The organism is Pedobacter sp., from assembly GCF_035317785.1.
Taxonomy (GTDB): domain Bacteria; phylum Bacteroidota; class Bacteroidia; order Sphingobacteriales; family Sphingobacteriaceae; genus Pedobacter.
This window is the reverse complement of the sequence record NZ_DATHGC010000254.1, coordinates 1-25,254: the sequence shown is the minus strand read 5'-3', so window position 1 is coordinate 25,254 and position 25,254 is coordinate 1. Positions and strand designations below refer to the sequence as shown.

Genomic DNA, 25,254 nt, shown 5'->3' with positions numbered 1-25,254 from the left:
CAACAACAATAGATAAAGAATGCATTCCCCTTCAGAATTATTAAAGCACGTAGAACAAGCAATAAACGAAACCACCTATCCCGAATATCCTGCTTCTTTATATGAGCCTATAAGTTACATTATGAACTTAGGGGGAAAAAGATTAAGGCCGATCATGCTCTTAATGTCCGCCGAGCTGTTCAATGGTGATTTAAAAGCCGCTATCCCTGCGGCAATGGCTATTGAAACATTTCACAATTTCACTTTGATCCATGATGACATCATGGACAAAGCTCCTTTGCGCAGAGGTAAGCAAACTGTGCATGAAAAATGGGGGGACAACACCGCCATATTGAGCGGCGACGTCATGATGGTGGAAGCCAACAAGCACATTACCAATGTGGATGTCCATATCCTTAAGCACGCGCTTGATACTTTTAATGCTACGGCTCAGGGCGTATGTGAGGGACAGCAGCTGGACATGGAATTTGAAAGCCGGACCGATGTGAGCATAGCTGAGTACATCGGCATGATCCGGCTGAAGACTGCGGTCCTGCTTGGCGGTGCCATGAAACTCGGAGCTATAACGGCAGGCGCCACGCCTGAAGAAGCGGAGCTGATCTATCAGTTTGGAGAGAGTCTGGGTATTGCATTTCAGCTTCAGGACGACATTCTGGATGTATATGGAGATCCGGAGAAATTTGGAAAGCAGGTTGGCGGTGACATTATCTCTGATAAGAAAACGTTTCTGCGATTGAAATTACAGGAACTGGCTTCAGTTGATCATTTAAAGCATTTGGATGCGCAGGTTATCAATCGGGATCACGCTGCGAAAGTAGCTAATGTAACTGACCTGTATAATCTTTACGAGGTGCGGGAAAAAGCAACTGAGATCATGAAGAAATATCTGGATAACGCATTTTCTGCATTGGAACAGATCAATGTTCCTGATCAAAACAAAAAGGAACTGATGCTCCTGGCAAATCAGCTCATGAACAGGGAGCATTAAGAACCAATAAAAAAAGCATATAAAAAGAAGAAGCCCGTACAATAAATGTACGGGCTTCTTCTTTTAGCTCTGAATATTTTATTATTCTGCAGATGCAGCTTCTTCTGTACTTTCAGTTTCAGCAGCTTCAGCTTTAACAGCTTTCTTTGCAGGTGCTTTTTTAGCTGGTGCTTTTTCTTCTTTTGCAGGTGCTTCAGCCACTGGTGCCTCAACAACGGATGCTTCAACAACAGGTGCTTCAGCCTTAACAGTTTTCTTTGCAGGTGCTTTTTCAGCTACAACTTCTTTAACTACAGCTGCAGGTAAAATAGAAACGTATGATTTGTTGTCTTGTTTCTTTTTGAAGATTACCGTACCATCAACCAAAGCGAATAAAGTATGGTCTTTACCAATACCTACTCCTTTATCAGGATGATGTTTTGTACCGCGCTGACGTACGATGATGTTTCCAGAAATAGCTGCCTGACCACCAAAGATTTTGATACCTAAGCGTTTACTATGCGATTCACGTCCGTTTCTGGAACTACCGGCTCCTTTTTTATGTGCCATCTTGTTTTATATTTTTTAACTACCTGTATAAACAGCTAATCTTTGTTAACGACTAATTATAAACTGATACCAGAGATCTGGATTTTGGTGAAATACTGGCGGTGACCATTTTTCTTTTTGTAACCTTTTCTGCGTTTCTTTTTGAAAACGATCACTTTATCACCTTTTAAATGAGACACGATTTTAGCTGAAACTGTAGCACCTTTCAAAGCAGGAGCTCCTACAGAGATTTTACCACCATCTTCAACCAACAATACATTGTCAAATTCAATACTAGCGCCTTCATCTCCTTGTAAACGGTGTACAAAAAGATGCTGGTCTTTTGCAACTTTGAATTGCTGTCCTGCTATATTTACTATTGCGTACATTGTTAAATAATTATTATTTTAAATTGTTTATTTTTATCGAGGTGCAAATATAGAATTTATTTTTATAAATGCGCAACTGAATTGGTTATTTATTACTGTAGCGCTCTTCTGCATCATTTATACTCCGGGCTATCAGTTTTTGCATCTGCACAGCAACGTCCCTGAGCTTAGGGATTTCGCTATAATCTGTCATAAAGATCACCTTTTTTGATTTTCTCTTGTAATTAAACTGGAATTCATACCTTAAGATCTTATCTGAACTCAGATCTGCACCGGTATTTGCGATTACCGGCGGAAAGTTCCACAATCCCAGTTCATTTGCCTTGCTGTGCAGATAAAGAATGTCATTGGTCCTCAGTTTAACGTTCGTTTTAATCAAAGAATCCCGGCCATCAAGATACTGGTACTCGCCGGTTGAAGAATCATAGGTGTTCACCAGATTTTTGCCAACGCCCCACTTAAACTGCAATGAAACGAATTCACCCGATTTAAAAGGTGCATTTTTGATCATCGGGGTATAATAGATCACACAATAGATTAAAAAAGGGACTACAATAGTCAGCGCTAAAAATATCTTCTTTCCTTTGGTACTCATAATTAAGATTCTTTCAATTCAACCTGGCCGGGGTTATATTCACCCTCCCATTTGGCGATCACCACGGTCGCCAGACAATTTCCAATCACATTCAAAGATGTCCTGCCCATATCCATCAGTTCATCAATACCTAAAATTGCGGCGATGATGAAGGTTGGCAGTCCGAACTGGTCTGCTGTGGCGATCAAAATGATCAGCGATGCCCTCGGTATCGCTGCGACTCCTTTACTGGTAATCATCAGTGTAAATACAATCAACAGCTGCTCGCCAAATGACAAATGCATTCCTGCAGCCTGTGCGACAAATATCGATGCCAGGGAAAGGTATAATGTGGTGCCGTCCAGATTAAAACTATAGCCCGTCGGGATTACAAATGATACGATCTTACGCGGTACGCCAAACTTCTCCATCGCACTCATCGCTTTTGGCAAAGCTGCGTCGGAACTTGTTGTTGCAAATGCAATGGACACGGGTTCTTTTATGGCACTGATAAATTTCAATATGGGCAGCTTGATATATAGCGCAATCGGCAGTAATACCAGTAGAATAAAGGCGATCAATGCCATGTATAAAGTAGCTACCAGCATAAAAAGATGCTTCAGTATGTCCACTCCCATATGCCCGACAGTATAAGCCATTGCGGCACCAACGCCTATCGGGGCAAAATACATGATGATATTGGTAAACTTAAACATAGTTTCTGACAAGCTTTCGCAGAAGTCAACCATAGGCTTCCTTTTCTTTTCATCCACCATAGCCAGGCCAATGCCAAAAATAACCGAGAAAATTACGATCTGCAGAATTTGTGCATCATAAACAGATTTGACAATGTTCTCAGGAAAAATGTTCCTGAAAAAGGCCAGAGTTTTATACAGCCAGTGTACACTATGAGGCAGTGTACTCAGTATACTTTCATCGGCGATGTCCTTTACAGGCTTTGGCAGCTCATTGTGCGGCATATTTTCAATGTTCACACCGACACCTGCATGGGTGAGGTTTATGGCCGCCAATCCGATGAACAATGCGATTGTGGTGGCAAAATAGAAATACAACATAGATTTCCATGCCATCCTGCCCACTTGTTTTAAATCTGAGTGCCCGGCAATCCCATAAACCAGTGTTCCAAATAATATAGGACCCACAATGGTTTTTACTAATTTTATAAATCCTTTGCTCAATGGCTGAAGGGCGACGGCAACGTGCGGATAATCTATTCCGACAAAGATGCCCAGTACCATACAAACCAGGATCCAGGTCGTCAGGTTCCTTCTGATTATAGCGTAAACCACCAGTTCAATAGCCAGCACCCAGCGGATGGACATCATTACATTGTCCGGGACATTAACAATATTGAAGTCTTTTAAAACACCTAACAGCGCTGCAACAGTGATAAACAACAAAGTGATTAACCCGACGCGGTTTTGTTTCATATATTAAGGTTGTTTGATTTGCAACAAAAGTAATTAATTGCACCAAGCCCGCAAACATTTATTATTTTTGGGGCCTGGTGATGCTGTAACAAATTATGGATATGGCAATCAAATCATCAACAGCAGTAATTAATGGAACAAAAGGACCAGTTATTTAAGCAGATTTTCGATACTAACTCAAAGAAAATATTCCATTTGTGCTACGGTTATACCGGTGATGAAGATTCGGCGAACGATCTGTTGCAGGAAACATTTTTAAAAGTCTGGCAGAATCTGGACAAGTTTCGCAACAAGTCACTGATCTCTACCTGGATCTACCGGATTGCGGTCAATACTTGTCTGACTTATTTACGTTCAGAAAAGCGCCAGGCAAAAGACGAACTGACGGACAACATTATAGAGAACCGCCCGGAAGAGTTTTCAGAAAAGAATGAACAGATTGCATTACTCTACAAATCAATATCTAAACTCGAAGAGAATGACCGTTTGATCATCACCATGGTACTTGATGAATTGCCTTATAATGAAATAGCAGAAATATCAGGGATCAGTGAAGGAAATCTAAGGGTAAAAATTCATCGTATTAAACTAAAACTTACAGAATTATACAATCAGCATGCAAGAATTTGATCATATACAATCGCTTTGGCAATCACATTCTGTTGAGGTAAAGATCTCCTCTGATGAAATGCTGTCGCAGGCAAAGAAAGAAGTAACAAGCATCAGAACAAGGTCTCTTTTCAACATTTTCGGAATGGCCTTATCCTTTGCTGCCATTGTTGCGCTCTTGTTATTCTCTCCCTTTAATTCATGGACAACCCAGACCGGGTTAATCATCATTATCATTTCAGTGGCTATTTCTACGCTTATATTGTATAAAGACTACAGAATTATCAGGCAAAACGACTTTACAGAACATCCGAGCGCATTCTTATCCAGGTTGAAAATATATCAGCTGAATAAGTTCACCATATACAATAAGCTATACTGGTTTTATGCAACAGCGCTGTCTCTTGGGTTTATCTTTTATTTCTATGAAGTGCTGAATAATTTAAGCCCTGCCTTCCAGATCGGAATAATTGCCTTTACCATTTTCTGGATGGCGTTGTGTGCAACCATTCTGAGAAGAGCCTATTTGAAACGGGAAAAAGAACGCCTGGACCTGCTGATCGAAAAATTTGAACGCATCAGTGAACAGTTCAATGAGCGCCAATAAAAAAGTCATCCGATTTTTGCCGAATGACTTTTATTATTAACTAACCCAAATTAAATTCATCCAAATCTATTACAGGGTTTCCTAACTCAAATATAATACTGCAGTTATTATCGCAATAAGCGAAAATCACCAATCATTTGCTAAATGCTAAACCTGTTGATCTGTGTAATTTTCCACAGCCCTTTTTTATCTTTCTCTATAGTCACATAATTTTGCTGAACGAATTCAGGAAATTTAAAATCGACTCTGGCCATAACCACACATTCGCTTGAGGACAGCACCTCATATTCCGAACTGCAATTCAAATTCATCAGCCCTGATCTTTTGTAAAAACCTACCAGTTCGCTCTTGGTGTGTGTCACGACTTCTTCCTGCTTGTTTAACTTTAATACTGCACTATTATTTAAGATCGCATTAAATAATGCCGCATCTGCGTGTATGTGCGCATCGACAAATGCTTCTATCACATTGCTTGCCTTAGCATTGACACTTTTAGATGGATAATCTGGTCTTGCATTGGCAACTGTAGTAGTGATGCTCAGCATCACCGCGTACAATAAAACTTTTCCTTTCATGATTTCTATTTTTTATTCTTTGATTTCTAAAATCTGTACTGGCCGGGCGTTACATTAAATGAACTTTTAAAAAGTCTGATAAATGAGCTTGGACACTCAAAACCGACCATAGCCACAATTTCATTTACCGGATAATCTGTGTTTTTTAAATAATGACGGGCTTGCTGCAGTCTGAATTTGGTGAGATACTGGTGGGGAGATTGCTGATAGGTTTGTTTAAACGTCCGCAGCAAATGGTTGACCGACAGACATGCGGCCCAGGCAATATCGTCCAGTCTTATATTCCTGTCATAATTGTTCACGATATAATCTTCAGCAAGTGACAGCCTCCTTAGGATCTCTGCATCAACGGTATTGTTCATACTCAAATTTACCCAGCTATTTACGCCTTCTTTTCACCCTTAAAGGGGTATATTTCAGTGGAGATGAAAAATCCCCCCACAAGGGTGATTTTTAAATGGTATATTGATAGATATATTTACATTAGGGCTAAACCGTGTATGCTAAACAACAGTGCTGTATAAAAGGATCTTATTTATATTCTTGTTTCTATCCGTCTATTCAATTGAAGGTTTTTCTCAGCGTTATAACTTTGAACAATACGATATAGAGGACGGGCTTACCCAGTCACAGGTTACCGCGATCGCACAAGATGGTAAAAGAAGGCTCTGGATGACTACCCTGGGTGGTGTAAGCTGCTTTAATGGCAAGCAGTTTATCAACTATACAAAAGTGAACGGTTTAAGCAGCAACTTTGCATTGGCCATTGCTGCCGACAAGCAGAACCACATATACATTGGCTCCGCCTGGGGCCTTTCCCGTTACAACGGACAGAGTTTTTACAATTATAACTACAACAAAAACTGGATCGGCAAAATGATTTCCGACAAAAGCGGAAACGTCTTTTACCTCAGGGGCAAACGTCTTTTTAAAGTGACAGGCAAAAGTGAGCAGCTGATCCGGGTAACCGATGATCCGAAGGAGGCAATTACCGCAATTAAAACCGATGTATCGGGAAGGTTATGGGCCGCCGTTTTTATGAACGGGATCTTTTATTTTGAGAACGGAAAATGGCATACGCTTCCTTCAGATGATCGTCTGAAGGATCTGTGGGTTACAGACCTGCTTGCAGACCGTGGCGAAAAGGACAAAATATGGTTACTCAGCGAGAAAGGTATCTTTGCTGTTCAAAATGGAATCACAGCAAGAATTCATCCTGAAATACCTTTCAAATGCAATGCCATAGCACAAGACGCCAAAGGCGCCATCTGGATCGGAACAAACAGCGGGGCTTATTACATCACGCCCGCGCAGATCACACATTTCAATTCAAGGAACGGTTTTACGGATAATGTAGTCAATGAAGTATTCAGAGATATTGAAAACAACATCTGGCTGGGTACGGATGGCTCAGGCCTGTTTAGGTTCAACAACAACAGTTATGTGACCTTTGATGAAACTCAGGGAATAAAAAACCGCATTGTGATGGCACTGGCCAGGGGGCCAAAACCTGGTACGATATGGATGGGCTCTTACGGGGGCCTATATGAATACGCACAAAATCAAAAAGTCAAAAATCTGGTGATCCCGTCTGAGGATGAAGATTCGTACCGCATCAACTTCCTTTACAATGACAAACGGCAGCACATATGGATCGGAACTCCAGGGGGCGGGCTATGGATGCATGACGGCAAAAGCATAAAAAGAATAGATGATGTTAACGAGCATATTGCTTACAATTCAATAATCGAAGACAGCAAGGGCACCATCTGGTTATCGACCAATATGGGAGTCATCACCTATGACCCGGTTACAAAAGTGTGGAAACGCGTCACCGGTCAGTTTGGAGGCAGCCTGCTGGAGATGGGCCGGGATTCCATCATCTCGGGCACTCAGGACGGAGTCTGGCTCATCATTAAACAACAGAAAGCAATCCCGATGAATATAAAGGCGCTCAATGGATCCAGCATCCTTTGTATGCTGCGGGACAGAGACCATGTTTTGTTTGGAACTGCTGATTATGGTTTGATCGTCTGGAATCAGAAAACGGGTAAAACAAAGAGCTTAAATAGTAAATCAGGGCTGGCTGCAGATCACATTTACAGCTTGCTTAAAGACAAACGCGGGACAATCTGGATTGGAACAGGCAGGGGCATAAACCGGCTGAATTCTGCAGACTATAGTGTGATCAGGACCAATAGTGAAGATTCCCCGCTTGTGGAATGCAACCAGAATGCAATTCTCCAATACAACAACAACATATGGGTAGGCACCACAAAAGGTGTTATCGCTTTCGGTCTGGACCCATCTGCTGAAAAAAAAGTAAATCCATATATTTTCATCAATTCAGTTAGCGTGTTCCCTAACTATGAAAAACTCAAAAACACAGACACCTCGAAATTTTCTTATAAGGAACATGAGCTCAAAAAAGCATTTGTACTTCCGTACAACCACAACCACATCAATATCAGCTTTACAGGCATACACCTCGCAAATCCAAATGACCTGCTGTATCAGTACAGGCTGATCGGACTGGACAATAAGTACAGTCAGCCCGGCAGCAGTTCTTCCATGAGTTTTACATCCATTCCTCCTGGAAAATATACCTTCCAGGCAAGGGCTGTAACCAGGGATGGTTTAGTCTCTTTGAACACGGCATCGTTCTCTTTTGAGATTCAGCCGCCTTATTACCAGACCAATATTTTCAGGCTTCTCATGGTCATCCTTATCATTCTGGTGATCATGCTTGCCGTGTATATCATACTGACCCTTAATGAACGCAAGAGAAAGCTCAGGTTAAAAATAAAGCTCGAAGAACAATTTAAGATCAGAAAGCAGACTGCTGAAGATTTTCATGATGATCTGGGTAACAAACTGACCAGGATCACCGTCTTATCAGAAGTATTGAGCAGTATGATAGATCAAAATGACACGGAGAAAAGAACCATTCTTAAAAAGATCAGTAAGAATGTGGATGAACTGTATACCGGGACCAAAGATATTTTATGGTCGCTTAATCCCAAAAACGATACATTAATTCAGTTGCTGGATCACATTAAGGAGTTTGGAACAGAAATGTTCAATGATACCGCTATTGTTTTTAAAGCTGAAATTGACATCAGCAAAGACACTAAGCTTTCACTCGATGTGAGCAGAAATGTACTGATGATATTTAAGGAATCTATAAACAATGTATTGAAACATTCAAAAGCTAAAAACGTAAATTACCACGCAAAGTTAAACAATGAGGTTTTGCTGATTACGCTTGAAGATGACGGAAGCGGATTTGATACTGAATACGGCAAAAACGGTCACGGCATAAACAATATGTATGTGAGGGCAAAAAGAATAAATGCGGACCTGAATATCACTTCCGGTCAAAGCGGGAGTACTGTATGTTTAATTGTTAAATTTCCAACACCAGCAAAATTTAAGAATGTATAATCAGGCAGATGCAAGAATTGTCATCATTGAAGATGATGAAACCATCAGGGAGGGGTATGCCTATTTAATTAACCAGACCTCTCCATATACTGTAGTCAGCACCTACCCGTCTTTCAACGTAGCCAGACACAAGATCAGTAAGGACAATCCGGATGTGATCATTCTGGATATACAACTCCCCGGCACCAGCGGCATTGATGCCCTGCCCATATTGAAAAAACTGCTGCCCCATGCTTACATCATTATGCTTACTGTCTATGAGACTGAAAAGATCATTCTCGATGCCCTCGCAAACGGTGCTTCCGGGTATTTCACAAAAAACACCTCTTCTGTAAAAATAATTGAAGCCATAAAAGAGGTCATGCAGGGCGGCGGGCCGATGAGCCCTGATGTAGCCAAGACAGTCATCATGTCTTTGCAAAAGAACCAGAACTCTCCGCTTACAAAAAGGGAAACTCAGATCCTGGAACTCATTTCAAAAGGCAAAGACCGCTGTGAGATCGCGCAGGAACTGTTTATAGAAATAGAAACGGTAAAAACACATGTCAAGAACATCTACATCAAGCTCAATGTCAACTCCAAATCGGAGGCTATAAACATTGCGAAGCAGAACAGGCTGATCTAACTGTTCTTTCTATTCTTTTTTTTCTGACTCTGGTTTTACTTCCGAAACTGAGAAGCTATTGCCGCTAAGCCTGTACTGAACAGTTTTAAGTTCTCCTGCTTTTTGCGTACTATCCTTAGGATTTACCAGCGGGAAACTGCGGAACAGATCGCCGTTTTTGAGCGTATATTTATCATTGCCGCCATAGTTCTTCTTCAAGCTGCTGCTCAGACCCGGAAAAGTGATCTTGTTAAAACTTCCTCCTGCATATTCGTAAACATTCAGGTCTGAAACATTTTTTTTGCTCAGCATCTCTAAATAGATCTCGGGATCGCCATCGTTGTCCAGATCCATATTCCAGGCATCCGTAATGATTCCTTCGCGCTCGTTGGATAAGGACTTAAAGCTGTTTTTCGCCGAATCAGTTCTTAAGATCAGGTAACCGCCAATACTATCGACGCCTTTGCCCCAGCTCACAACTTCAAAGTTGATCCCTGGTCTGATCTCAATATTTTTGTAAAACGGGAACTGGCCGGAAGGTTTATCTGTACCGCTGACAGCAGGTTTCAATTCAGCAGTTTTATCTGAACCACTTTCACTGCAGGAAACCATTAAAAGCAGCCCTGCGAGGAAATAGGGCTGCTTAGAAAAATATTTTATCAATTTCATTGTCTGTTCTGTTAAATGCAAACTTATTTTGCTTTTACATCCGGAGCGCCATTATTCAATATCGTTTCTGTAACCACACTGCGCTTTCCGCCGGCAGTAATCACAATTGTTTTTAATACCCTTTTCTCACCCTTCGGTACGTTAACTTTGATGGCATTCGAATACAAGGTAGCATTTTCAGAAGGACGGCTCAAATCTAAAGTATAATAGATTTTAGCTCCCGGCAATGGCGCTTTCAGCTCAAGATTAAAATCGGCTCCGTCCATGGTCTTGTCACTCTGTCCCAGAGGTGTCGGTACCCAGTAATTGGTACCTGTCTTGTCCAGTCTGGCCAGGTGCACAGGTATTCTTTCTTCTGAGAAATTTTTCAGGTCTTTACGGGCCACCTGACTCCAGGCAATTTCAGACAGGGAAAATATTCTTGGCAGGATCATATACTCAACCTTAGCAGGTGTCTGGATGTACTCTGTCCATACATTGGCTTGTACGCCGATCACGTGTTTTTGCTGATCAGCAGTCAGTTCTTTTGGCATAGGATCATATGCATAAGCTATCGAGTAAGGTGCCAGACCGCCGATATTTGTCGGTTCATCAGCAGAAGAAGACTGTTTATGGTCAAAATAAAGCCCTATAGGACCGCCCGGCGTCATGATCACATCATGATCCTGTTTCGCCGCAGCTATACCTCCTTCTACGCCTCTCCAGGACATCACAGTAGCATTTGGAGCCAGTCCGCCTTCCAATATCTCATCCCAGCCGATGATCGACCTGCCTTTTGAATTGATGTGTTTTTCTATCCTTTGTATGAAGTAACTTTGCAGTTCGTGCTCATCTTTCAGACCGAGTTTCTTGATCAGCTGCTGGCAAAACTCACTCTGTTTCCAGTACTCCTTAGGGCTCTCATCTCCGCCGATGTGGATGTATTTAGACGGGAAGATGGCTATGACTTCATCCAGCACATCTTCCAGGAATTTAAAAGTAGCATCGTTTGGCACGAACACATCCTGAAACACGCCCCACTGCTGCTGTACCTGCTTGCCTTTTCTTGAACCGGACCAGGGTGTTTTTTCATCAACAAAAGTATCTTTATCCGGAAAACAGCTCAGTTCAGGGTAAGCAGCTATTGCCGCAGAGCTATGTCCGGGCAGCTCTATCTCAGGGATCACATTGATGTATCGTGCGGCAGCATAAGCCACTACATCCTTTGCCTCCTCCTGTGTATAAAACCCTTTATAAACCGTATTGTCTGTTCCTACTCCCGGATGACGGCCAATGATCGTTCCGTTCCTGCTGCCACCAATACTGGTCAGCTTCGGATATTTCTTAATTTCAATTCTCCAGCCCTGGTCTTCAGTCAGGTGCCAGTGAAAGTTGTTCAGTTTATACTGGGACATCAGGTCAATGTACTTCTTGATGAATGCCACCGGGAACATATGCCTGCCCACATCCAGGTGCATGCCCCGGTATTTAAAGCGCGGATAATCATTGATCTCGGCTGCATTGATCAGGATCTGGTTATTTTGCTTGTCAGGCAGCAGCTGCATCATAGACTGAACAGCATAAAACAATCCGGCATCCTTCCCGGTAATGGTCACTTTTTTATCTGTAATGCTGATCTTATAACCTTCAAAAGGCAATTGATCAGCACCTGCTGAAGTGATGACAATCGCCCTGTCAGCCGGACCTGCCGATTTTAATTCTCTTAACGAAAACCCTCCTTTTGTAACTACATAGGCATTGAGCAAATCAGCCATCTTTGCATTTTTGGCATCTGCCGACACCAGCACTACTGTTTTATCTAATTTAAATGTCCCGGCTTTCTTCGTCACTGAAACCGGTGCGGGTATGATCCCCATGTTCACATCAGTTTGCGCAAAGGCGCCCACCGACATAGATACCAATAAAGTTAATGTTAAGATTTTTTTCATGTAATGTGGTTATCTGTTTCCGATTGAATTTATAGACCAATATAAAAAATCTTAAGTAAAAAGGACATAAAAAGGGCAGATTCGCAACGAATCTGCCCTTTTTATTTATAAATCTGTCTGTTTTACGACAGCACTTTCACTTCATGTTCCTTAGCTGCCAGATAGCGCTCTGCGTCTAAAGCCGCCATACAACCCGAACCTGCAGCCGTAATGGCCTGACGGTAATAGTGGTCCTGAACATCTCCGCTCGCGAAAACACCTTCCACATTCGTTTTTGAGGTACCCGGAGTAGTGATCAGATAACCTGTCTCATCCATGTCCAGCCAGCCCTTAAAGATATCCGTGTTTGGCTTGTGTCCAATGGCTACAAAAAAGCCTTCCACAGGAATGTCAGTTTCGGCACCAGTCCTGTTGTTCAATACTTTAATAGCAGTTACATTTTTACCGTTACCCAATATTTCTTTAGCCTCAGAATTATAGATCACCTCAATGTTCGGAGTATTCAGTACCCGGTGCACCATGGCTTTTGAAGCCCTGAACTCATCACGGCGAACCAGCATGTATACTTTTTTACAAAGCTTGGCCAGGTAGGTTGCCTCCTCAGCTGCAGTATCACCTGCCCCTACAATGGCCACATCCTGTCCTTTGAAGAAAAACCCGTCGCATACCGCGCAGGCAGACACTCCAAAACCGTTATATTTCTGCTCACTTGGCAATCCCAGCCATTTGGCTGTAGCACCAGTTGAAATGATCACTGTATCTGCTGTAATGGTTTTAATTTCATCCACAACCACTTTATGGGGCAGCGCTGAAAAATCTACCGAACTCACATATCCAAAACGGATATCTGTTCCAAAACGCTCTGCCTGTTTGCGGAAATCTTCCATCATCTCAGGGCCCATGATCCCGTTGGGATAGCCCGGAAAATTATCGACATCGGTGGTTTGGGTCAATTGACCGCCAGGCTCCATACCCGTATACATAACTGGTTTAAGATCTGCACGGGCAGCATAAATAGCTGCCGTATATCCTGCAGGACCTGAACCTATAATTAAACACTGAACATGTTCTGTTTCTTGTGACATATGTTAATTTATTATGGTGCAAATTTACGCTTTATCCGCATATTGCACAAACGGGTAATGGTAAGAAATGCAACAATGTGATATGTGGATTATAAATCTCCTCAGGTTTGGATCACACCGACGTTAAACTGCTTCTTTATCGGCGATTGATTTGCTGCTTCTATGCCCATCGATATCACTTTACGGGTCTCCAGTGGATCGATAATGCCATCTACCCATAACCTTGCCGCGGCATAATACGGCGTAGTCTGACTGTTGTAGCGGTCTGTGATCTCTTTTAGTAATTCCGCTTCCTTCTTCGCATCCACAACCTCTCCTTTTGCTTTCAGCGATGCCTCCTGGATTTGCAGCAATACCTTTGCCGCCTGTGCGCCGCCCATTACCGCAATTTTAGCACTTGGCCAGGCATAGATCAGTCTCGGGTCATAGGCTTTTCCGCACATGGCATAGTTGCCCGCCCCATAAGAATTTCCAATGATGACGGTAAACTTAGGCACGACTGAATTGGCCACCGCGTTCACCATTTTTGCTCCATCTTTAATGATCCCGCCATGCTCAGACCTGCTGCCTACCATAAATCCGGTTACATCCTGCAGAAATACCAGGGGAATCTTCTTCTGGTTGCAGTTCATGATAAAACGCGTTGCTTTATCGGCGCTGTCTGAGTAGATTACCCCGCCAAACTGCATTTCTCCTTTCTTTGATTTCACCACTTTTCTTTGATTGGCCACTATCCCAACAGCCCAGCCATCAATCCGTCCCAGTCCGCAAATGATACTCTGACCGTATAATTTTTTATATTCTTCAAATTCAGAATTGTCCACCAGGCGGTGAATGATCTCCAGCATATCAAAGGGTTTCTCCCTGTTTTCCGGCAGCAAACCATAGATGTCTTCGGGATTGAGCTTAGGTGCTGCAGCTTTGATCCTGTCAAACCCGGCTATTTGCGGTGCACCCAGCATACTCATGATGTTTCTAATGCTGTCCAGGCAAGCCTGGTCATTCGGATGTTTATAATCGGTTACTCCCGAAATCTCACAATGAGTGGTAGCTCCACCCAGGGTTTCATTGTCCACATCCTCGCCTATCGCAGATTTGACCAGGTATGAACCCGCCAGAAATACAGAACCGGTACCGTCTACGATCATGGCTTCGTCACTCATGATCGGAAGATACGCTCCGCCAGCTACACAGGAACCCATAATGGCTGAAATCTGGACAATTCCTTCTGAAGACATGATGGCGTTGTTCCTGAACATCCTGCCGAAATGTTCCTTATCGGGAAAGATCTCATCCTGCATAGGCAGATAAACACCGGCACTATCTACAAGGTAGATTACCGGCAGCCTGTTTTCCATCGCAATTTCCTGTGCCCTAAGGTTCTTCTTGGCAGTCATTGGAAACCAGGCACCCGCCTTTACAGTTGCGTCATTGGCCACGATCATGCATTGCCTGCCCGACACGTAGCCTATCCCGCAAACCACACCGGCAGCCGGACAGCCTCCCTGTTCGGCATACATCTCTTCAGCTGCAAAAGCCCCTATCTCCAGGAATTCACTCCCCTTGTCGATCAGGTAAGCAACCCGTTCACGTGCCAGCATTTTGCCTTTTGCTTTCTGCTTAGCAGCGTTCTTGTCCCCGCCACCTTTATATATTGCCTTTAACCTGGTCTTTAAACTATAAACCGACTGCTTGTTAAAATCTTCGTTCTTGTTGAATTCTATATCCATCGCTGCCAAGTTATAGGTATTTTTTGTTGTAACAAAAGTCCGGATCGGGCTTTGGTATAAATCTACGTTATTGCTTCAAATTCGATGTTAGATTACTTTGAATATTTTCCCTAAAGCTAAAATAAGCCCTATCAACGTCATTGCGAGGTACGAAGCAATCCCACACTTAATGAGATTGCTTCGTACCTCGCAATGACGACCGTTTAAAAAACCTTTAAGGATTTTCTATTTCGTATACTTCTTAAATATAGACGTAGCCGTATGCCCGCCAAAACCAAAAGTATTGTTCAGTACATAATTTACCGGCTGACTCACTGATTTACCCAGGATAATGTTCAGTCCCGCCGGAATTTCCGGATCCAGTTCAGTAGTGTTGATTGTTCCCGGAATGATGTCATTTACCGTAGCCAGAACACTGATCACACTCTCTATCGCACCGGCACCACCCAGCAAATGACCGGTCATAGATTTGGTTGCACTAATAGCCACCGGGTGGTCGCCAAAGATCTTTTTAATTCCGTTCAGCTCACCAACATCACCCAGACCAGTAGAAGTCGCATGTGCATTGATGTAATCTATTTTATCAGGACTAATCCCGGCATCTTTTAAAGCCTTTGAAATCCCCAGTGAAGCACCCAAGCCATCAGGAGGCGTACCAGTCAGGTGATAAGCATCTGCGGCCATACCACCGCCAACCATCTCCGCATAAATATGTGCACCACGTGCTATCGCATGGTCATAATCTTCCAGTATCAATGCACCGGCACCTTCTCCGATTACAAAGCCATCCCTGCTGATGTCAAAAGGACGGGAAGCCCCTGCAGGATCATCATTTCTTTTGGACAATGCATGCGCAGAATTAAATCCGCCTACAGAAGATTCTGTAATGGCGGCCTCAGAACCTCCTGCGACCATGATCGTTGCCTTCCCCAAACGAATGGTATCAAATGCACTGATGATCGCCGTATTCGATGATGCACAGGCAGATACCGTCGCATAATTTGGTCCGTGAAGTTTGTGTCTGATCGAGATGACTCCGGCAGCAATATCCACGATCATCTTCGGAATAAAATATGGACTGAACCTCGGTGTACCATCACCCAGGTGATATTCTTTCAATTGCTGCTCAAAAGTGGTGATTCCACCGTTACCCGAAGCCCAGATCACCCCTACTTCATAGCGTTCTTCCTCCGGCATGGCTTGAAAATCAAGGCCGGAATCTTTGATGGCCTGATCACTCGCAGCAATGGCATATTGTGTATACAGGTCATATTTTTTTAATTCTTTTTTGTCGACATATAGCTCAGCGTCAAAATCTTTAACCTCGGCAGCAAAATTAGTCTTGAATTTTGAAGTGTCAAACTTTGTGATCGCTGCAACACCGCTTTTACCGGCTACAATATTATCCCAAAATTCTTTTACTGTATTGCCCAAGGGGGTTACAGCACCTAAACCTGTCACTACTACTCTTTTCATATGTTATTTATTATGTCTTCCTTTATAATTCTAAGTATCCTGTCCAATGCCAGGAACAAATGTTTTTCATCCCCGGTAATCTTGCCCAGCATTATCCCCCCTTCTACTAAAGTAATTATAGTATAGGCGTAATCTCTGGAGACAATATCTGTTTTGAACTCCTTACGTTCCTGGCCTTCCCTGATGATCTTATCCAGCTTCAGGCCCCAGCTGCTAATGCTTTCCCGGACTTTTTCTCTCAAAAAAGGCAGGTTATCGTCTGCCTCCACTGAAGCATTCAATATCGGACAGCCGCCGCCTTCAAACTCTGCCCGCCAGTTGTCCCGGTAAAAATTAACAGCTGCAATCAGTTTCTCGGCGGCAGATCCGGTGATGCTGATCGCCTCATCCAGTTTATCACTCAGCATACCGCTGTTGTATTCATATACTGCGATGGCGACCTCGTCCTTATTGGCAAAATTCCCGTAGATACTTCCTTTTGTAAGACCCGTCACCGAAGTAATGTCTGACAATGAAGTGCCCGAATACCCCTTAGTATTAAACAATACAGCGGTTTTTTCAATAATAAATTGCCTGGTGCGGTCTGCTTTAGCCATATCAAAAATCAATTGACAGATCAAAATTATACCTTTCGGTATAATTTACCAAATATTAACCATTTAATATTGCAACTAATTTCTAAGTGTTGAATCCCTGATGATCAATTGAGGCTGTATATTGATGATCCTCGGTACAGATACTTCGGCTTCAGATCTGGCCTCTTTAAAATAAAGCTTGGCTATCGCCTTGCCCATGTCTACACTATGCTGATCAATGGTAGTGATCGAGGGGCTGGTGATTTCGGTAAATGCTTCATTGGAATATCCGCAGATTCCCAGCTGGTCTGGTACGCTGATGCCCATTTTAGTAGCCACCTCCAATACGCCCAGTGCAGAAAAGTCCGAAGTAGAGGCAAATATGGCATCAGGTGGGTTGGGCAGACTTAACAACTCCCTGGTTGCAGCAGCACTCAGTTCCTGGGTCCAGGCATTCTCCCGCATCAGCTCGGGTACAATATCAAAACCATGCATTTTCAATGCTTCCAGGTACCCTTCTTTCCTTTGTCTGAAAATGTTCAGATTCTGTGGTCCTTCCAGCAAAGCAATTCTTTTGTAGCCTTGTTCGATCAGGTGGCTGATCGCCTCAATAGAAGACTGCCTGTTGTCGTTTAAGACCTTAAGCGTATCCACATTGTCGGCCACACGGTCAAACTGGATCAGCTGTATCCCATGTTTCAATATATTCCTGATGTGTTCATCGTCCTGGAACTCCGCCGTCACCGAAATCACGATACAGTTCACCTGCTGGTTGATCAAGGTATTCACACACTCCATTTCCCGCTCATAAGACTCGTTGGACTGGCAGATCACCAGGTTGTACCCATGTTCATAGGTAATCTCCTCCAGGCCAGCGATCACATTGGCAAAAAAATTCTGGTTGATGCGCGGTACGATAACTCCGATAGTTCGGTTGGATCCTCTTCTCAGGTTAGATGCCAGGCTATTTGGCTGGTAGTTCATTTCTTTAGCCGTATCAAGTATCAATTTTTTTGTGGCCTCACTTACCTTACTGGTATTGCTTAGCGCCCGGGATACCGAAGATGCGTTCAGATTGAGCTTTCTGGCGATGTCATAAATCGTTGTCCTTTTTTGATTCTTCATACAAGATGTAAATATGGCAAAATATTTTAATGCAATCGATTGTTCTTTATAAATATTTGTTTAAATTCGTCTGGAACAAATATGAACTTAAATGCTGCTATTAGGTATTGATGTCGGTACATCATCTATAAAAATTTCGGTAGTGGACGCTGCAAATGGCAATATCAAAGCCACAGCTGCCTACCCTGAACAAGAAACGGAAATCATTGCGCTGCAAACCGGCTGGGCAGAACAGTCACCCAATATGTGGTGGGCACACGTTCAGGAAGCCATTTCCATTTGTAACGCAAAGAAAACCTATAACCCCCAGGACATCGCTGCAATCGGCATTGCTTACCAGATGCACGGACTGACCATGGTAGACAAAAACCAAAACAGCCTGAGAAACAGCATCATATGGTGTGACAGCCGGGCTGTGGAGATTGGCGAAAAAGCTTTCGAGGCCATAGGCAAAGCACACGCACTGGAGCATTTGCTCAATTCACCGGGCAATTTTACAGCATCGAAACTGGCCTGGGTCAAAGCAAATGAACCCGAGATCTATGCTAAGGTCGACAAGATCATGCTTCCAGGCGATTTCATTGCCCTAAAGCTAACAGGAGAAGCAACCACAAGTATTTCTGCCCTTTCTGAAGGCGTATTCTGGGATTTCAAAATCAAAAGCCTTTCTAAAGATGTCATGGATTATTATGGTTTCAGCGAATCTGTAATCCCTCAGATCAGGCCGGTTTTTTCCAGTCATGGTCAGCTCAGCAACACTGCTGCAAATCTATTAGGTTTAAAACCGGGCATCCCGGTCAGTTATAAAGCAGGGGATCAGCCCAACAACGCACTTTCTTTAAATGTAACTGAACCTGGTGAAGTTGCGGCCACAGCAGGAACATCAGGAGTGATCTATGGCGTCACCGACCATTTATTGTACGACAAAGAATCAAGAGTAAACACATTCGCCCATGTAAACTATACTGCCCAGCAGCAGCGCCTCGGTGTTTTATTGTGCATCAACGGCACAGGAAGCATGTACCGCTGGGCTAAAGCCCAGTTTGGCAGCCATCTGGATTACAATACCATCAATGAGCTGAGTGCGTCTGCTCCGGCCGGAAGCAAAGGACTCCGTGTCCTGCCATTTGGCAATGGCGCAGAACGTATGCTGAACAACAAGATCACAGGCGCCCATTTTGGAAACATAGACCTCAACCTGCACAATACCGCAGATTTGTTCCGGGCGGTTCAGGAGGGTATTGCTTTCTCTTTTCGCTATGGTCTGGACATCCTCAGAGAAAACGGCATGAAGCCATCGGTCATCAGGGCCGGCAAATCCAATCTCTTCCTGAGCGAGATCTTTGCACAGTCTTTTGTTGACATTACAGGTGTGCCTGTAGAGCTTCATGAAAGCGACGGCAGTTATGGCGCAGCCATTGGTGCCGGTATCGGCGCCGGAATCTACAGTTCGGCCAGCGAAGCGTTTACCAATAAAAAACCGCTTGGAATCATCGAACCGGGAAAAACAAACCTTGAGCAGGAATACCAGGAATGGAAGCAACTGCTCATCAAAACACTTAATCACGAAAATCATTAACCAATTAATACCATACATCATGACATTAAACTCTGATAACGAATTCTTTAAAGGAATAGGAAACATTAAATTTGAGGGAACTGAAAGCGATAATCCTCTTGCCTTCAGATGGTACGACGCAGAACGGGTTGTTGCCGGAAAAAAACTGAAAGACCATTTGCGTTTTGCCGGAGCCTACTGGCATTCCTTCTGCGGCAACGGTGCAGATCCTTTTGGCGCACCAACGCATATTTTTCCATGGGACAAAAAAAGTGATGCTGTAGAAAGGGCTAAAGATAAAATGGATGCCGCTTTTGAATTCCTGACAAAAATGAGCATTCCTTATTATTGCTTTCATGACCTGGATGTAGTTGATTATGGGACAGACATCAACGAAAATGACCGCAGGCTGCAGGCGTTGACTGCCTACGCGAAAGAGAAACAACAACAAACAGGCATCAAATTGTTATGGGGTACAGCCAATTTATTCTCCAATCCAAGATACATGAACGGTGCTTCGACCAATCCTGATTTCCATGTTCTGGCACATGGTGCCGCACAGGTAAAAGGCGCGTTGGATGCTACCATCGCACTTGGCGGCGAAGGATACGTGTTCTGGGGGGGGCGTGAAGGTTACATGAGCCTGCTGAACACCGACATGAAACGCGAACAGGAGCATTTTGCGAAATTCCTCCATGCTTCCAAAGAATACGCAAGGAGAAACGGTTTTAAAGGCACATTCTACATTGAGCCAAAACCATGTGAGCCAACCAAACACCAGTATGATTATGATGCAGCTACAGTAATTGGCTTCCTGAGACAATACGACCTGCTTGGCGATTTCAAACTGAACCTGGAAGTAAACCACGCAACGCTTGCCGGCCACACCTTCCAGCACGAACTTCAGGTTGCTGCTGATGCAGGAATGCTGGGCTCAATAGACGCCAACCGTGGTGATTATCAAAACGGATGGGATACGGACCAGTTCCCGACCAATATCAACGAACTCGTAGAATCCATGCTGATCATTCTGGAAAACGGCGGTTTCCAGACCGGAGGTATCAATTTCGATGCGAAGATCCGCAGAAACTCAACCGATCAGGCAGATCTTTTCCACGCACATATTGGCGGCATGGACAACTTCGCAAGAGCTTTGATCATCGCAGACAACATCCTTCAGAAATCTGAATATAAAAAATTAAGATCTGAACGTTATGCCTCTTACGATGCAGGTGCCGGAAAAGAATTTGAAACCGGAAATGTAACACTGGAAAGCCTGAGGGATTATGCAATCGCCAATGGAGAACCAAAAACGATCAGCGGAAAACAAGAATATTTAGAAAACCTGATCAACAGATATATTTAATCATTAAATTGACCCGATATAAGAACCAAAGGCTTCTTTGAAAAATATTTCATCACTGTGATATGTCAGGTCTCTAGATATATCTTTCGTCATTGCGAGGAACGAAGCAATCTCCAGATAAGATTGCTTCGTTCCTCGCAATGACGTATTACATTGATCCTGAGTATATCAAAGAACCTTTTTAAAACCAAACTAAACTGATGAAGACACTCGGAATGCTCGACTATGCCGTATTTTTGGTATACTTTTTTATTGTAGCCTTTTACGGTTGGTGGGTTTATCGGCAGAAGAAAGCCAAAGACGAAAACTCAAAAGACTTTTTCCTCGCCAAAGATTCTTTGACATGGTGGGCCATCGGGGCATCGCTCATTGCCTCCAATATTTCCGCAGAGCAATTCATCGGGATGAGCGGCTCAGGCTTTAAGATGGGTCTGGCCATCGCTACTTACGAATGGATGGCAGCTGCAACCCTGCTTATTGTAGCCATTTTCTTTATACCAGTATACCTGAAGAATAAGATCTATACCATGCCCCAGTTCCTGCATCAAAGGTACAATGGGACAGTGGCAATGATCATGGCCGTATTTTGGCTATTACTTTATGTAGTGGTCAACCTTACCTCCATTCTCTATTTAGGTGCGCTTGCGATTCATAGCATTTCAGGGATCAACCTCACCGCCTGTATGTACCTGCTGGCGTTCTTTGCCATCATCATTACACTCGGTGGTATGAAAGTAATCGGCTATACCGACGTGATCCAGGTCTTTTTCCTGATCCTGGGCGGTCTCGCCACAACCTATCTGGCCCTGGACCTCGTCGCTACCCATTTCGGCTCCAGCGGTGTCCTCAAAGGATTTAACCTGCTAACCGAAAAAGCTGAGGACCATTTCCACATGATCTTCAAGAAAGACAACGAAAATTATCTTGACCTCCCGGGACTCAGCGTTCTGATCGGTGGTATGTGGATCGTCAACCTCAACTACTGGGGTTGTAACCAGTACATCACCCAGCGTGCTTTGGGAGCCGACATCAAAACCGCCCGCAGCGGGATTCTTTTCGCCTCCTTCTTAAAATTATTAATGCCGGTGATCGTGGTATTGCCGGGTATAGCCGCTTATGTGCTGTACAAAGAAGGTTATGGCGATTTCCACACGGCGATGAGCCAAGGCGGCGAGGTTGCGCCCGATACCGCCTATCCGGTATTGCTTAATCTTCTGCCCGCAGGACTAAAAGGTCTTTCTTTTGCCGCACTTACTGCAGCGGTTGTGGCTTCTCTTGCAGGCAAAGCCAATAGCATCGCTACCATATTCACATTGGACATTTACAAAAAAGTGATCAATAAAACCGCTCACGAGGACAAGCAAGTCGTGGTTGGACGTATTACAGTGATCGCCGCGATGATCATTGCCATCGTCATTGCACCACTATTGGGTATTGATAAAAAAGGCGGATTCCAGTTCATACAGGAATATACCGGCTTCTTCTCACCGGGCATCTTTGCCATGTTCATTTTAGGTTTTTTCTGGAAAAAGACAACTTCAAATGCTGCCCTGTTTGCAACGGTCGGCGGATTTGTCCTTTCCGTAGCCTTTAAGTTTCTTCCTTTAGTGATGAACCTGGAATTCCTGAGCGCATCTGGCTTCTCGAAACTGGTTACCCAAAAAGACGGCAGGATGCTGTATGAAATTCCATTTATAGACCGTATGGGGTTTGTTTTCCTGATCTCGGTAGTCGTGATGTACCTGATCAGTATCTATGAAACCAAACGTGGTGTCGTAACCAATGGACTGGAAATAGATAGCAGTATGTTCAAAACAAGCCGGAGTTTCGCTGTAGGTGCATTGATCATCTGCGGTTTGCTGGTTGCCTTGTATACGATTTACTGGTAATATTCAGAAGCCTTATTATTCAGACAATAAAGGTCTCCGGTTTTCGCTGGAGACCTTTTAGTATATGGCTATTTAGAAAAATTAAGCATTCTCTTCGAAAGCTGGAGCTGCTAAAGCTACGCAATACCAGCTAATGCTTTCTCTGAGAAGCTGAATTTTTACTAAGCGCCTACCTTTTCCGTGGCTAGGTATGCGCCCTGGAAACAAAAAAGTAAAGTGTTGCGAAAAGGCATAGGATTTGTGCCCTTCTTCAGGGCGCAAGGTCCAGCCTTAGAGTAATGCTTTACTTTTTTGTTTAATTTATAAGACGTTACAATCGTCGAAGATCAGGTCTACTTCCTTTTTTGTTAAATCTAAAAGACAGACTCTACTTCTTAGGCAGCAACACCTCATTAATCCGCTCAACCATATCTTGCAAATGAGATTTAGAAAACCCTTTTTGCAAAGGGATCGCTTTGCGGATATCAGTTCTCAGCGAAACCAGGTGCGCGCGGACCAAACTGGACACATCTGACCTGGTCGGATCAGGATTGATGTAGTAAATAGTGCCGTTTCCGAGGTTTTTTCCTACGATCTCACCCGTAGCCTTAAATGAGCTCACTGTATTGCCGATATAAGTTTTCTGCTGTGTCCGGCGGTTGATGTTAATAGGCTTACCAGTATAAAGCTCAGTCCAGATGCTTTTCTTCAAATCACCCAGGAACTCTGAATAAGTATAGGTCTTCTTTCCTTTGTTCAGCTCTTCATTTCTGATCAGATCAATCAGTATTCCCGAACCCTGCAATCTCGACAAAACATTGGACTGGGCCACCTCCAGGTAGATCGAAGGGTTAAATTTAGTGAGTTCCTGATCTTTATTGCTCAATAACCAGGCAGGAATATTGAACACATAATCGTTCATAAACTTCATCGCCTCCTTTTGTTTTTTATAAGGCACAGGCTCAAAAACACTTCCGGGCTGCTCAATACTCTTTGCAGTATGATACTCTCCGCCTATAATTTTTAGCACATGCGCAACATACAGGTTATACTGCCTGTATACCTGGTCATATATGTTTCTCAGGTTCTCATAGCCTTCATTAGGCTGCCTTGTCCAGTCCTTCAACTGGGGAATGATACGCTGCAGGTTTTTGATCCCGTAAATGCTGGCAAGTACCGCGTCATCACCCAGATCCTCACTTTGCGACCGCGGATCGGACGATTCAAATTCATAACCAAAAAACAGGCGTTTGTTTTTGTTTAAGCTGTCAATAACCAATTTGTTCAGATAAGATACCTCCGCATCCGGCGAATCAAACTGGGGAAGCCATCTGTAGCCAAATTCAATCGCCCATTTGTCATAATCCCCTATCCTTGGAAAGATCCCTTTTTCAGTAATGTGGTCTTCCGGCTGCGCCACATAATTGAAACGGGCATAATCCATGATCGAAGGCGTATGGCCATATTTTTCTACAAAAGCCTTATCCCTTAGCTTCTCGACCGGAACGGTTGAACTTGAACCAAAATTGTGCAGCAATCCAAGCGTATGCCCCACCTCATGAGAAGAAACAAAACGGATCAGCTGACCCATCAGCTCATCATCAAACTCCATTTTCCTGGCCCTGGGATCAATAGCGCCCGCCTGGATCAAATACCAGTTCCGCACCAGCTGCATAATGTTGTGGTACCAGTTGATGTGGCTTTCAATGATCTCCCCGCTGCGCGGATCATGTACATTAGGGCCACTGGCATTGGCAACCGCAGAAGGTTTGTAAACGATCACATTGTGGGTAGCATCGTCAATGCTCCAGTCCGGATCATTGGTTGGCGCAGGTAAAGCCATGATCGCATTCTTAAAACCTGCCTGTTCAAAAGCCTTCGCCCAGTCATTCACACCTGCGATCAGGTAAGGTACCCATTTTTTCGGCGTTGCCGGATCAATATAATAGACGATCGGTTTTTTAGGCTCAACGAGTTCTCCGCGCTTATACTTTTCAATATCAGCATCTTTAGGTTCCATCCGCCAGCGCACCATTACCGCAGACTGTTTCACACCTTGAGGATCAGTATCAAAATCGATATATCCCTGTGCAAAATAACCTACC

22 protein-coding genes are annotated in these 25,254 nt (G+C 43.7%); 8 read left to right on the top strand and 14 right to left on the bottom strand.

Going from position 1 to position 25,254, the window contains the following annotated elements; genetic code table 11:
• The first annotated feature begins 19 nt into the window (after nucleotides 1-19).
• Nucleotides 20-988, top strand: coding sequence for a polyprenyl synthetase family protein (locus tag VK541_RS15825; RefSeq protein WP_324371276.1), 969 nt, complete (start codon nucleotides 20-22; stop codon nucleotides 986-988).
• An 81-nt stretch (nucleotides 989-1,069) separates the two neighbouring features.
• Here VK541_RS15825 and rpmA read toward each other — a convergent pair whose 3' ends face one another.
• From rpmA to VK541_RS15805, 4 genes are all read right to left on the bottom strand, one after another.
• Complete coding sequence (gene rpmA / locus VK541_RS15820; RefSeq protein ID WP_324371275.1) at nucleotides 1,070-1,537, bottom strand: 50S ribosomal protein L27; 468 nt, start codon at nucleotides 1,535-1,537, stop codon at nucleotides 1,070-1,072.
• A 56-nt stretch (nucleotides 1,538-1,593) separates the two neighbouring features.
• Nucleotides 1,594-1,905 carry a 50S ribosomal protein L21 gene (rplU, locus tag VK541_RS15815; RefSeq protein WP_008241463.1) on the bottom strand — a complete coding sequence of 104 codons (312 nt, stop codon included), beginning with the start codon at nucleotides 1,903-1,905 and terminating at the stop codon, nucleotides 1,594-1,596.
• A gap of 85 nt (nucleotides 1,906-1,990) precedes the next feature.
• Nucleotides 1,991-2,500: a hypothetical protein gene (locus VK541_RS15810; protein WP_324371274.1), complete on the bottom strand. Its 510-nt coding sequence runs from the start codon at nucleotides 2,498-2,500 to the stop codon at nucleotides 1,991-1,993.
• A 2-nt stretch (nucleotides 2,501-2,502) separates the two neighbouring features.
• Nucleotides 2,503-3,930 (bottom strand): dicarboxylate/amino acid:cation symporter, encoded by a 1,428-nt coding sequence (locus VK541_RS15805; RefSeq protein ID WP_324371273.1) that lies wholly within the window; start codon nucleotides 3,928-3,930, stop codon nucleotides 2,503-2,505.
• A 132-nt stretch (nucleotides 3,931-4,062) separates the two neighbouring features.
• Here VK541_RS15805 and VK541_RS15800 point away from each other — a divergent pair, with 132 nt between their 5' ends.
• Together VK541_RS15800 and VK541_RS15795 are read left to right on the top strand one after the other, a co-directional pair.
• Nucleotides 4,063-4,560 carry an RNA polymerase sigma factor gene (locus VK541_RS15800; RefSeq protein WP_324371272.1) on the top strand — a complete coding sequence of 166 codons (498 nt, stop codon included), beginning with the start codon at nucleotides 4,063-4,065 and terminating at the stop codon, nucleotides 4,558-4,560.
• Entirely contained in the window at nucleotides 4,547-5,146 is a 600-nt protein-coding gene (locus VK541_RS15795) for a hypothetical protein (protein ID WP_324371271.1), read from the top strand. Before VK541_RS15800 ends, VK541_RS15795 begins: the two co-directional genes overlap by 14 nt.
• A 140-nt stretch (nucleotides 5,147-5,286) precedes the next feature.
• Here VK541_RS15795 and VK541_RS15790 read toward each other — a convergent pair whose 3' ends face one another.
• Together VK541_RS15790 and VK541_RS15785 are read right to left on the bottom strand one after the other, a co-directional pair.
• Nucleotides 5,287-5,721, bottom strand: coding sequence for a hypothetical protein (locus VK541_RS15790; RefSeq protein ID WP_324371270.1), 435 nt, complete (start codon nucleotides 5,719-5,721; stop codon nucleotides 5,287-5,289).
• A 26-nt stretch (nucleotides 5,722-5,747) separates the two neighbouring features.
• A complete protein-coding gene (locus VK541_RS15785) occupies nucleotides 5,748-6,083 on the bottom strand; it encodes an AraC family transcriptional regulator (RefSeq protein ID WP_324371269.1) in 336 nt (111 codons plus the stop codon).
• 181 nt (nucleotides 6,084-6,264) lie between these two features.
• Here VK541_RS15785 and VK541_RS15780 point away from each other — a divergent pair, with 181 nt between their 5' ends.
• Both VK541_RS15780 and VK541_RS15775 read left to right on the top strand, forming a co-directional pair.
• Nucleotides 6,265-9,165, top strand: a complete 2,901-nt coding sequence (locus VK541_RS15780; protein WP_324371268.1) for a ligand-binding sensor domain-containing protein — start codon at nucleotides 6,265-6,267, stop codon at nucleotides 9,163-9,165.
• On the top strand, nucleotides 9,158-9,790 hold the full coding sequence (locus VK541_RS15775; protein WP_324371267.1) for a response regulator transcription factor: 633 nt from the start codon (nucleotides 9,158-9,160) through the stop codon (nucleotides 9,788-9,790). The genes VK541_RS15780 and VK541_RS15775 overlap by 8 nt, the downstream gene beginning before the upstream one ends.
• A gap of 9 nt (nucleotides 9,791-9,799) precedes the next feature.
• Here the strand turns inward: VK541_RS15775 and VK541_RS15770 are convergent, their stop codons facing one another.
• The 7 genes from VK541_RS15770 to VK541_RS15740 form a co-directional block, all read right to left on the bottom strand.
• Nucleotides 9,800-10,438: a hypothetical protein gene (locus tag VK541_RS15770; RefSeq protein ID WP_324371266.1), complete on the bottom strand. Its 639-nt coding sequence runs from the start codon at nucleotides 10,436-10,438 to the stop codon at nucleotides 9,800-9,802.
• A 23-nt stretch (nucleotides 10,439-10,461) separates the two neighbouring features.
• Nucleotides 10,462-12,366, bottom strand: coding sequence for a beta-N-acetylhexosaminidase (locus tag VK541_RS15765; RefSeq protein WP_324371265.1), 1,905 nt, complete (start codon nucleotides 12,364-12,366; stop codon nucleotides 10,462-10,464).
• A gap of 122 nt (nucleotides 12,367-12,488) precedes the next feature.
• Nucleotides 12,489-13,451 (bottom strand): thioredoxin-disulfide reductase, encoded by a 963-nt coding sequence (trxB, locus tag VK541_RS15760; RefSeq protein ID WP_324371264.1) that lies wholly within the window; start codon nucleotides 13,449-13,451, stop codon nucleotides 12,489-12,491.
• A gap of 101 nt (nucleotides 13,452-13,552) precedes the next feature.
• Nucleotides 13,553-15,181, bottom strand: a complete 1,629-nt coding sequence (locus VK541_RS15755; protein ID WP_324371263.1) for an acyl-CoA carboxylase subunit beta — start codon at nucleotides 15,179-15,181, stop codon at nucleotides 13,553-13,555.
• Between the two features lie 225 nt (nucleotides 15,182-15,406).
• Nucleotides 15,407-16,657 carry a beta-ketoacyl-ACP synthase II gene (gene fabF, locus VK541_RS15750; protein ID WP_324371262.1) on the bottom strand — a complete coding sequence of 417 codons (1,251 nt, stop codon included), beginning with the start codon at nucleotides 16,655-16,657 and terminating at the stop codon, nucleotides 15,407-15,409.
• Complete coding sequence (locus tag VK541_RS15745) at nucleotides 16,654-17,253, bottom strand: TetR/AcrR family transcriptional regulator (protein WP_324371261.1); 600 nt, start codon at nucleotides 17,251-17,253, stop codon at nucleotides 16,654-16,656. The genes fabF and VK541_RS15745 overlap by 4 nt, the downstream gene beginning before the upstream one ends.
• 75 nt (nucleotides 17,254-17,328) lie before the next feature.
• Nucleotides 17,329-18,357 (bottom strand): LacI family DNA-binding transcriptional regulator, encoded by a 1,029-nt coding sequence (locus VK541_RS15740; protein ID WP_324371260.1) that lies wholly within the window; start codon nucleotides 18,355-18,357, stop codon nucleotides 17,329-17,331.
• A 91-nt stretch (nucleotides 18,358-18,448) separates the two neighbouring features.
• Between VK541_RS15740 and VK541_RS15735 the strand changes: the two genes are divergently transcribed.
• From VK541_RS15735 to VK541_RS15725, 3 genes are all read left to right on the top strand, one after another.
• Nucleotides 18,449-19,936 (top strand): xylulokinase, encoded by a 1,488-nt coding sequence (locus VK541_RS15735; protein WP_324371259.1) that lies wholly within the window; start codon nucleotides 18,449-18,451, stop codon nucleotides 19,934-19,936.
• Between the two features lie 19 nt (nucleotides 19,937-19,955).
• Nucleotides 19,956-21,281 carry a xylose isomerase gene (gene xylA, locus VK541_RS15730; RefSeq protein ID WP_324371258.1) on the top strand — a complete coding sequence of 442 codons (1,326 nt, stop codon included), beginning with the start codon at nucleotides 19,956-19,958 and terminating at the stop codon, nucleotides 21,279-21,281.
• Nucleotides 21,282-21,481: 200 nt separating this feature from the next.
• On the top strand, nucleotides 21,482-23,170 hold the full coding sequence (locus VK541_RS15725) for a sodium/sugar symporter (protein ID WP_324371257.1): 1,689 nt from the start codon (nucleotides 21,482-21,484) through the stop codon (nucleotides 23,168-23,170).
• A 367-nt stretch (nucleotides 23,171-23,537) separates the two neighbouring features.
• Here the strand turns inward: VK541_RS15725 and VK541_RS15720 are convergent.
• The coding region (locus VK541_RS15720) for a zinc-dependent metalloprotease (protein WP_324371256.1) at nucleotides 23,538-25,254 on the bottom strand (1,717 nt) is incomplete at its 5' end.

What these genes read in the sequence shown, in the direction of transcription:
- VK541_RS15825 (WP_324371276.1), top strand. Translation starts at nt 20, where the DNA reads ATGCATTCCCCTTCAGAATTATTAAAGCACGTAGAACAAGCAATAAAC.
- rpmA (WP_324371275.1), bottom strand. Translation starts at nt 1,537, where the DNA reads ATGGCACATAAAAAAGGAGCCGGTAGTTCCAGAAACGGACGTGAATCG.
- rplU (WP_008241463.1), bottom strand. Translation starts at nt 1,905, where the DNA reads ATGTACGCAATAGTAAATATAGCAGGACAGCAATTCAAAGTTGCAAAA.
- VK541_RS15810 (WP_324371274.1), bottom strand. Translation starts at nt 2,500, where the DNA reads ATGAGTACCAAAGGAAAGAAGATATTTTTAGCGCTGACTATTGTAGTC.
- VK541_RS15805 (WP_324371273.1), bottom strand. Translation starts at nt 3,930, where the DNA reads ATGAAACAAAACCGCGTCGGGTTAATCACTTTGTTGTTTATCACTGTT.
- VK541_RS15800 (WP_324371272.1), top strand. Translation starts at nt 4,063, where the DNA reads ATGGAACAAAAGGACCAGTTATTTAAGCAGATTTTCGATACTAACTCA.
- VK541_RS15795 (WP_324371271.1), top strand. Translation starts at nt 4,547, where the DNA reads ATGCAAGAATTTGATCATATACAATCGCTTTGGCAATCACATTCTGTT.
- VK541_RS15790 (WP_324371270.1), bottom strand. Translation starts at nt 5,721, where the DNA reads ATGAAAGGAAAAGTTTTATTGTACGCGGTGATGCTGAGCATCACTACT.
- VK541_RS15785 (WP_324371269.1), bottom strand. Translation starts at nt 6,083, where the DNA reads ATGAACAATACCGTTGATGCAGAGATCCTAAGGAGGCTGTCACTTGCT.
- VK541_RS15775 (WP_324371267.1), top strand. Translation starts at nt 9,158, where the DNA reads ATGTATAATCAGGCAGATGCAAGAATTGTCATCATTGAAGATGATGAA.
- VK541_RS15770 (WP_324371266.1), bottom strand. Translation starts at nt 10,438, where the DNA reads ATGAAATTGATAAAATATTTTTCTAAGCAGCCCTATTTCCTCGCAGGG.
- VK541_RS15765 (WP_324371265.1), bottom strand. Translation starts at nt 12,366, where the DNA reads ATGAAAAAAATCTTAACATTAACTTTATTGGTATCTATGTCGGTGGGC.
- trxB (WP_324371264.1), bottom strand. Translation starts at nt 13,451, where the DNA reads ATGTCACAAGAAACAGAACATGTTCAGTGTTTAATTATAGGTTCAGGT.
- VK541_RS15755 (WP_324371263.1), bottom strand. Translation starts at nt 15,181, where the DNA reads ATGGATATAGAATTCAACAAGAACGAAGATTTTAACAAGCAGTCGGTT.
- fabF (WP_324371262.1), bottom strand. Translation starts at nt 16,657, where the DNA reads ATGAAAAGAGTAGTAGTGACAGGTTTAGGTGCTGTAACCCCCTTGGGC.
- VK541_RS15745 (WP_324371261.1), bottom strand. Translation starts at nt 17,253, where the DNA reads ATGGCTAAAGCAGACCGCACCAGGCAATTTATTATTGAAAAAACCGCT.
- VK541_RS15740 (WP_324371260.1), bottom strand. Translation starts at nt 18,357, where the DNA reads ATGAAGAATCAAAAAAGGACAACGATTTATGACATCGCCAGAAAGCTC.
- VK541_RS15735 (WP_324371259.1), top strand. Translation starts at nt 18,449, where the DNA reads ATGCTGCTATTAGGTATTGATGTCGGTACATCATCTATAAAAATTTCG.
- xylA (WP_324371258.1), top strand. Translation starts at nt 19,956, where the DNA reads ATGACATTAAACTCTGATAACGAATTCTTTAAAGGAATAGGAAACATT.
- VK541_RS15725 (WP_324371257.1), top strand. Translation starts at nt 21,482, where the DNA reads ATGAAGACACTCGGAATGCTCGACTATGCCGTATTTTTGGTATACTTT.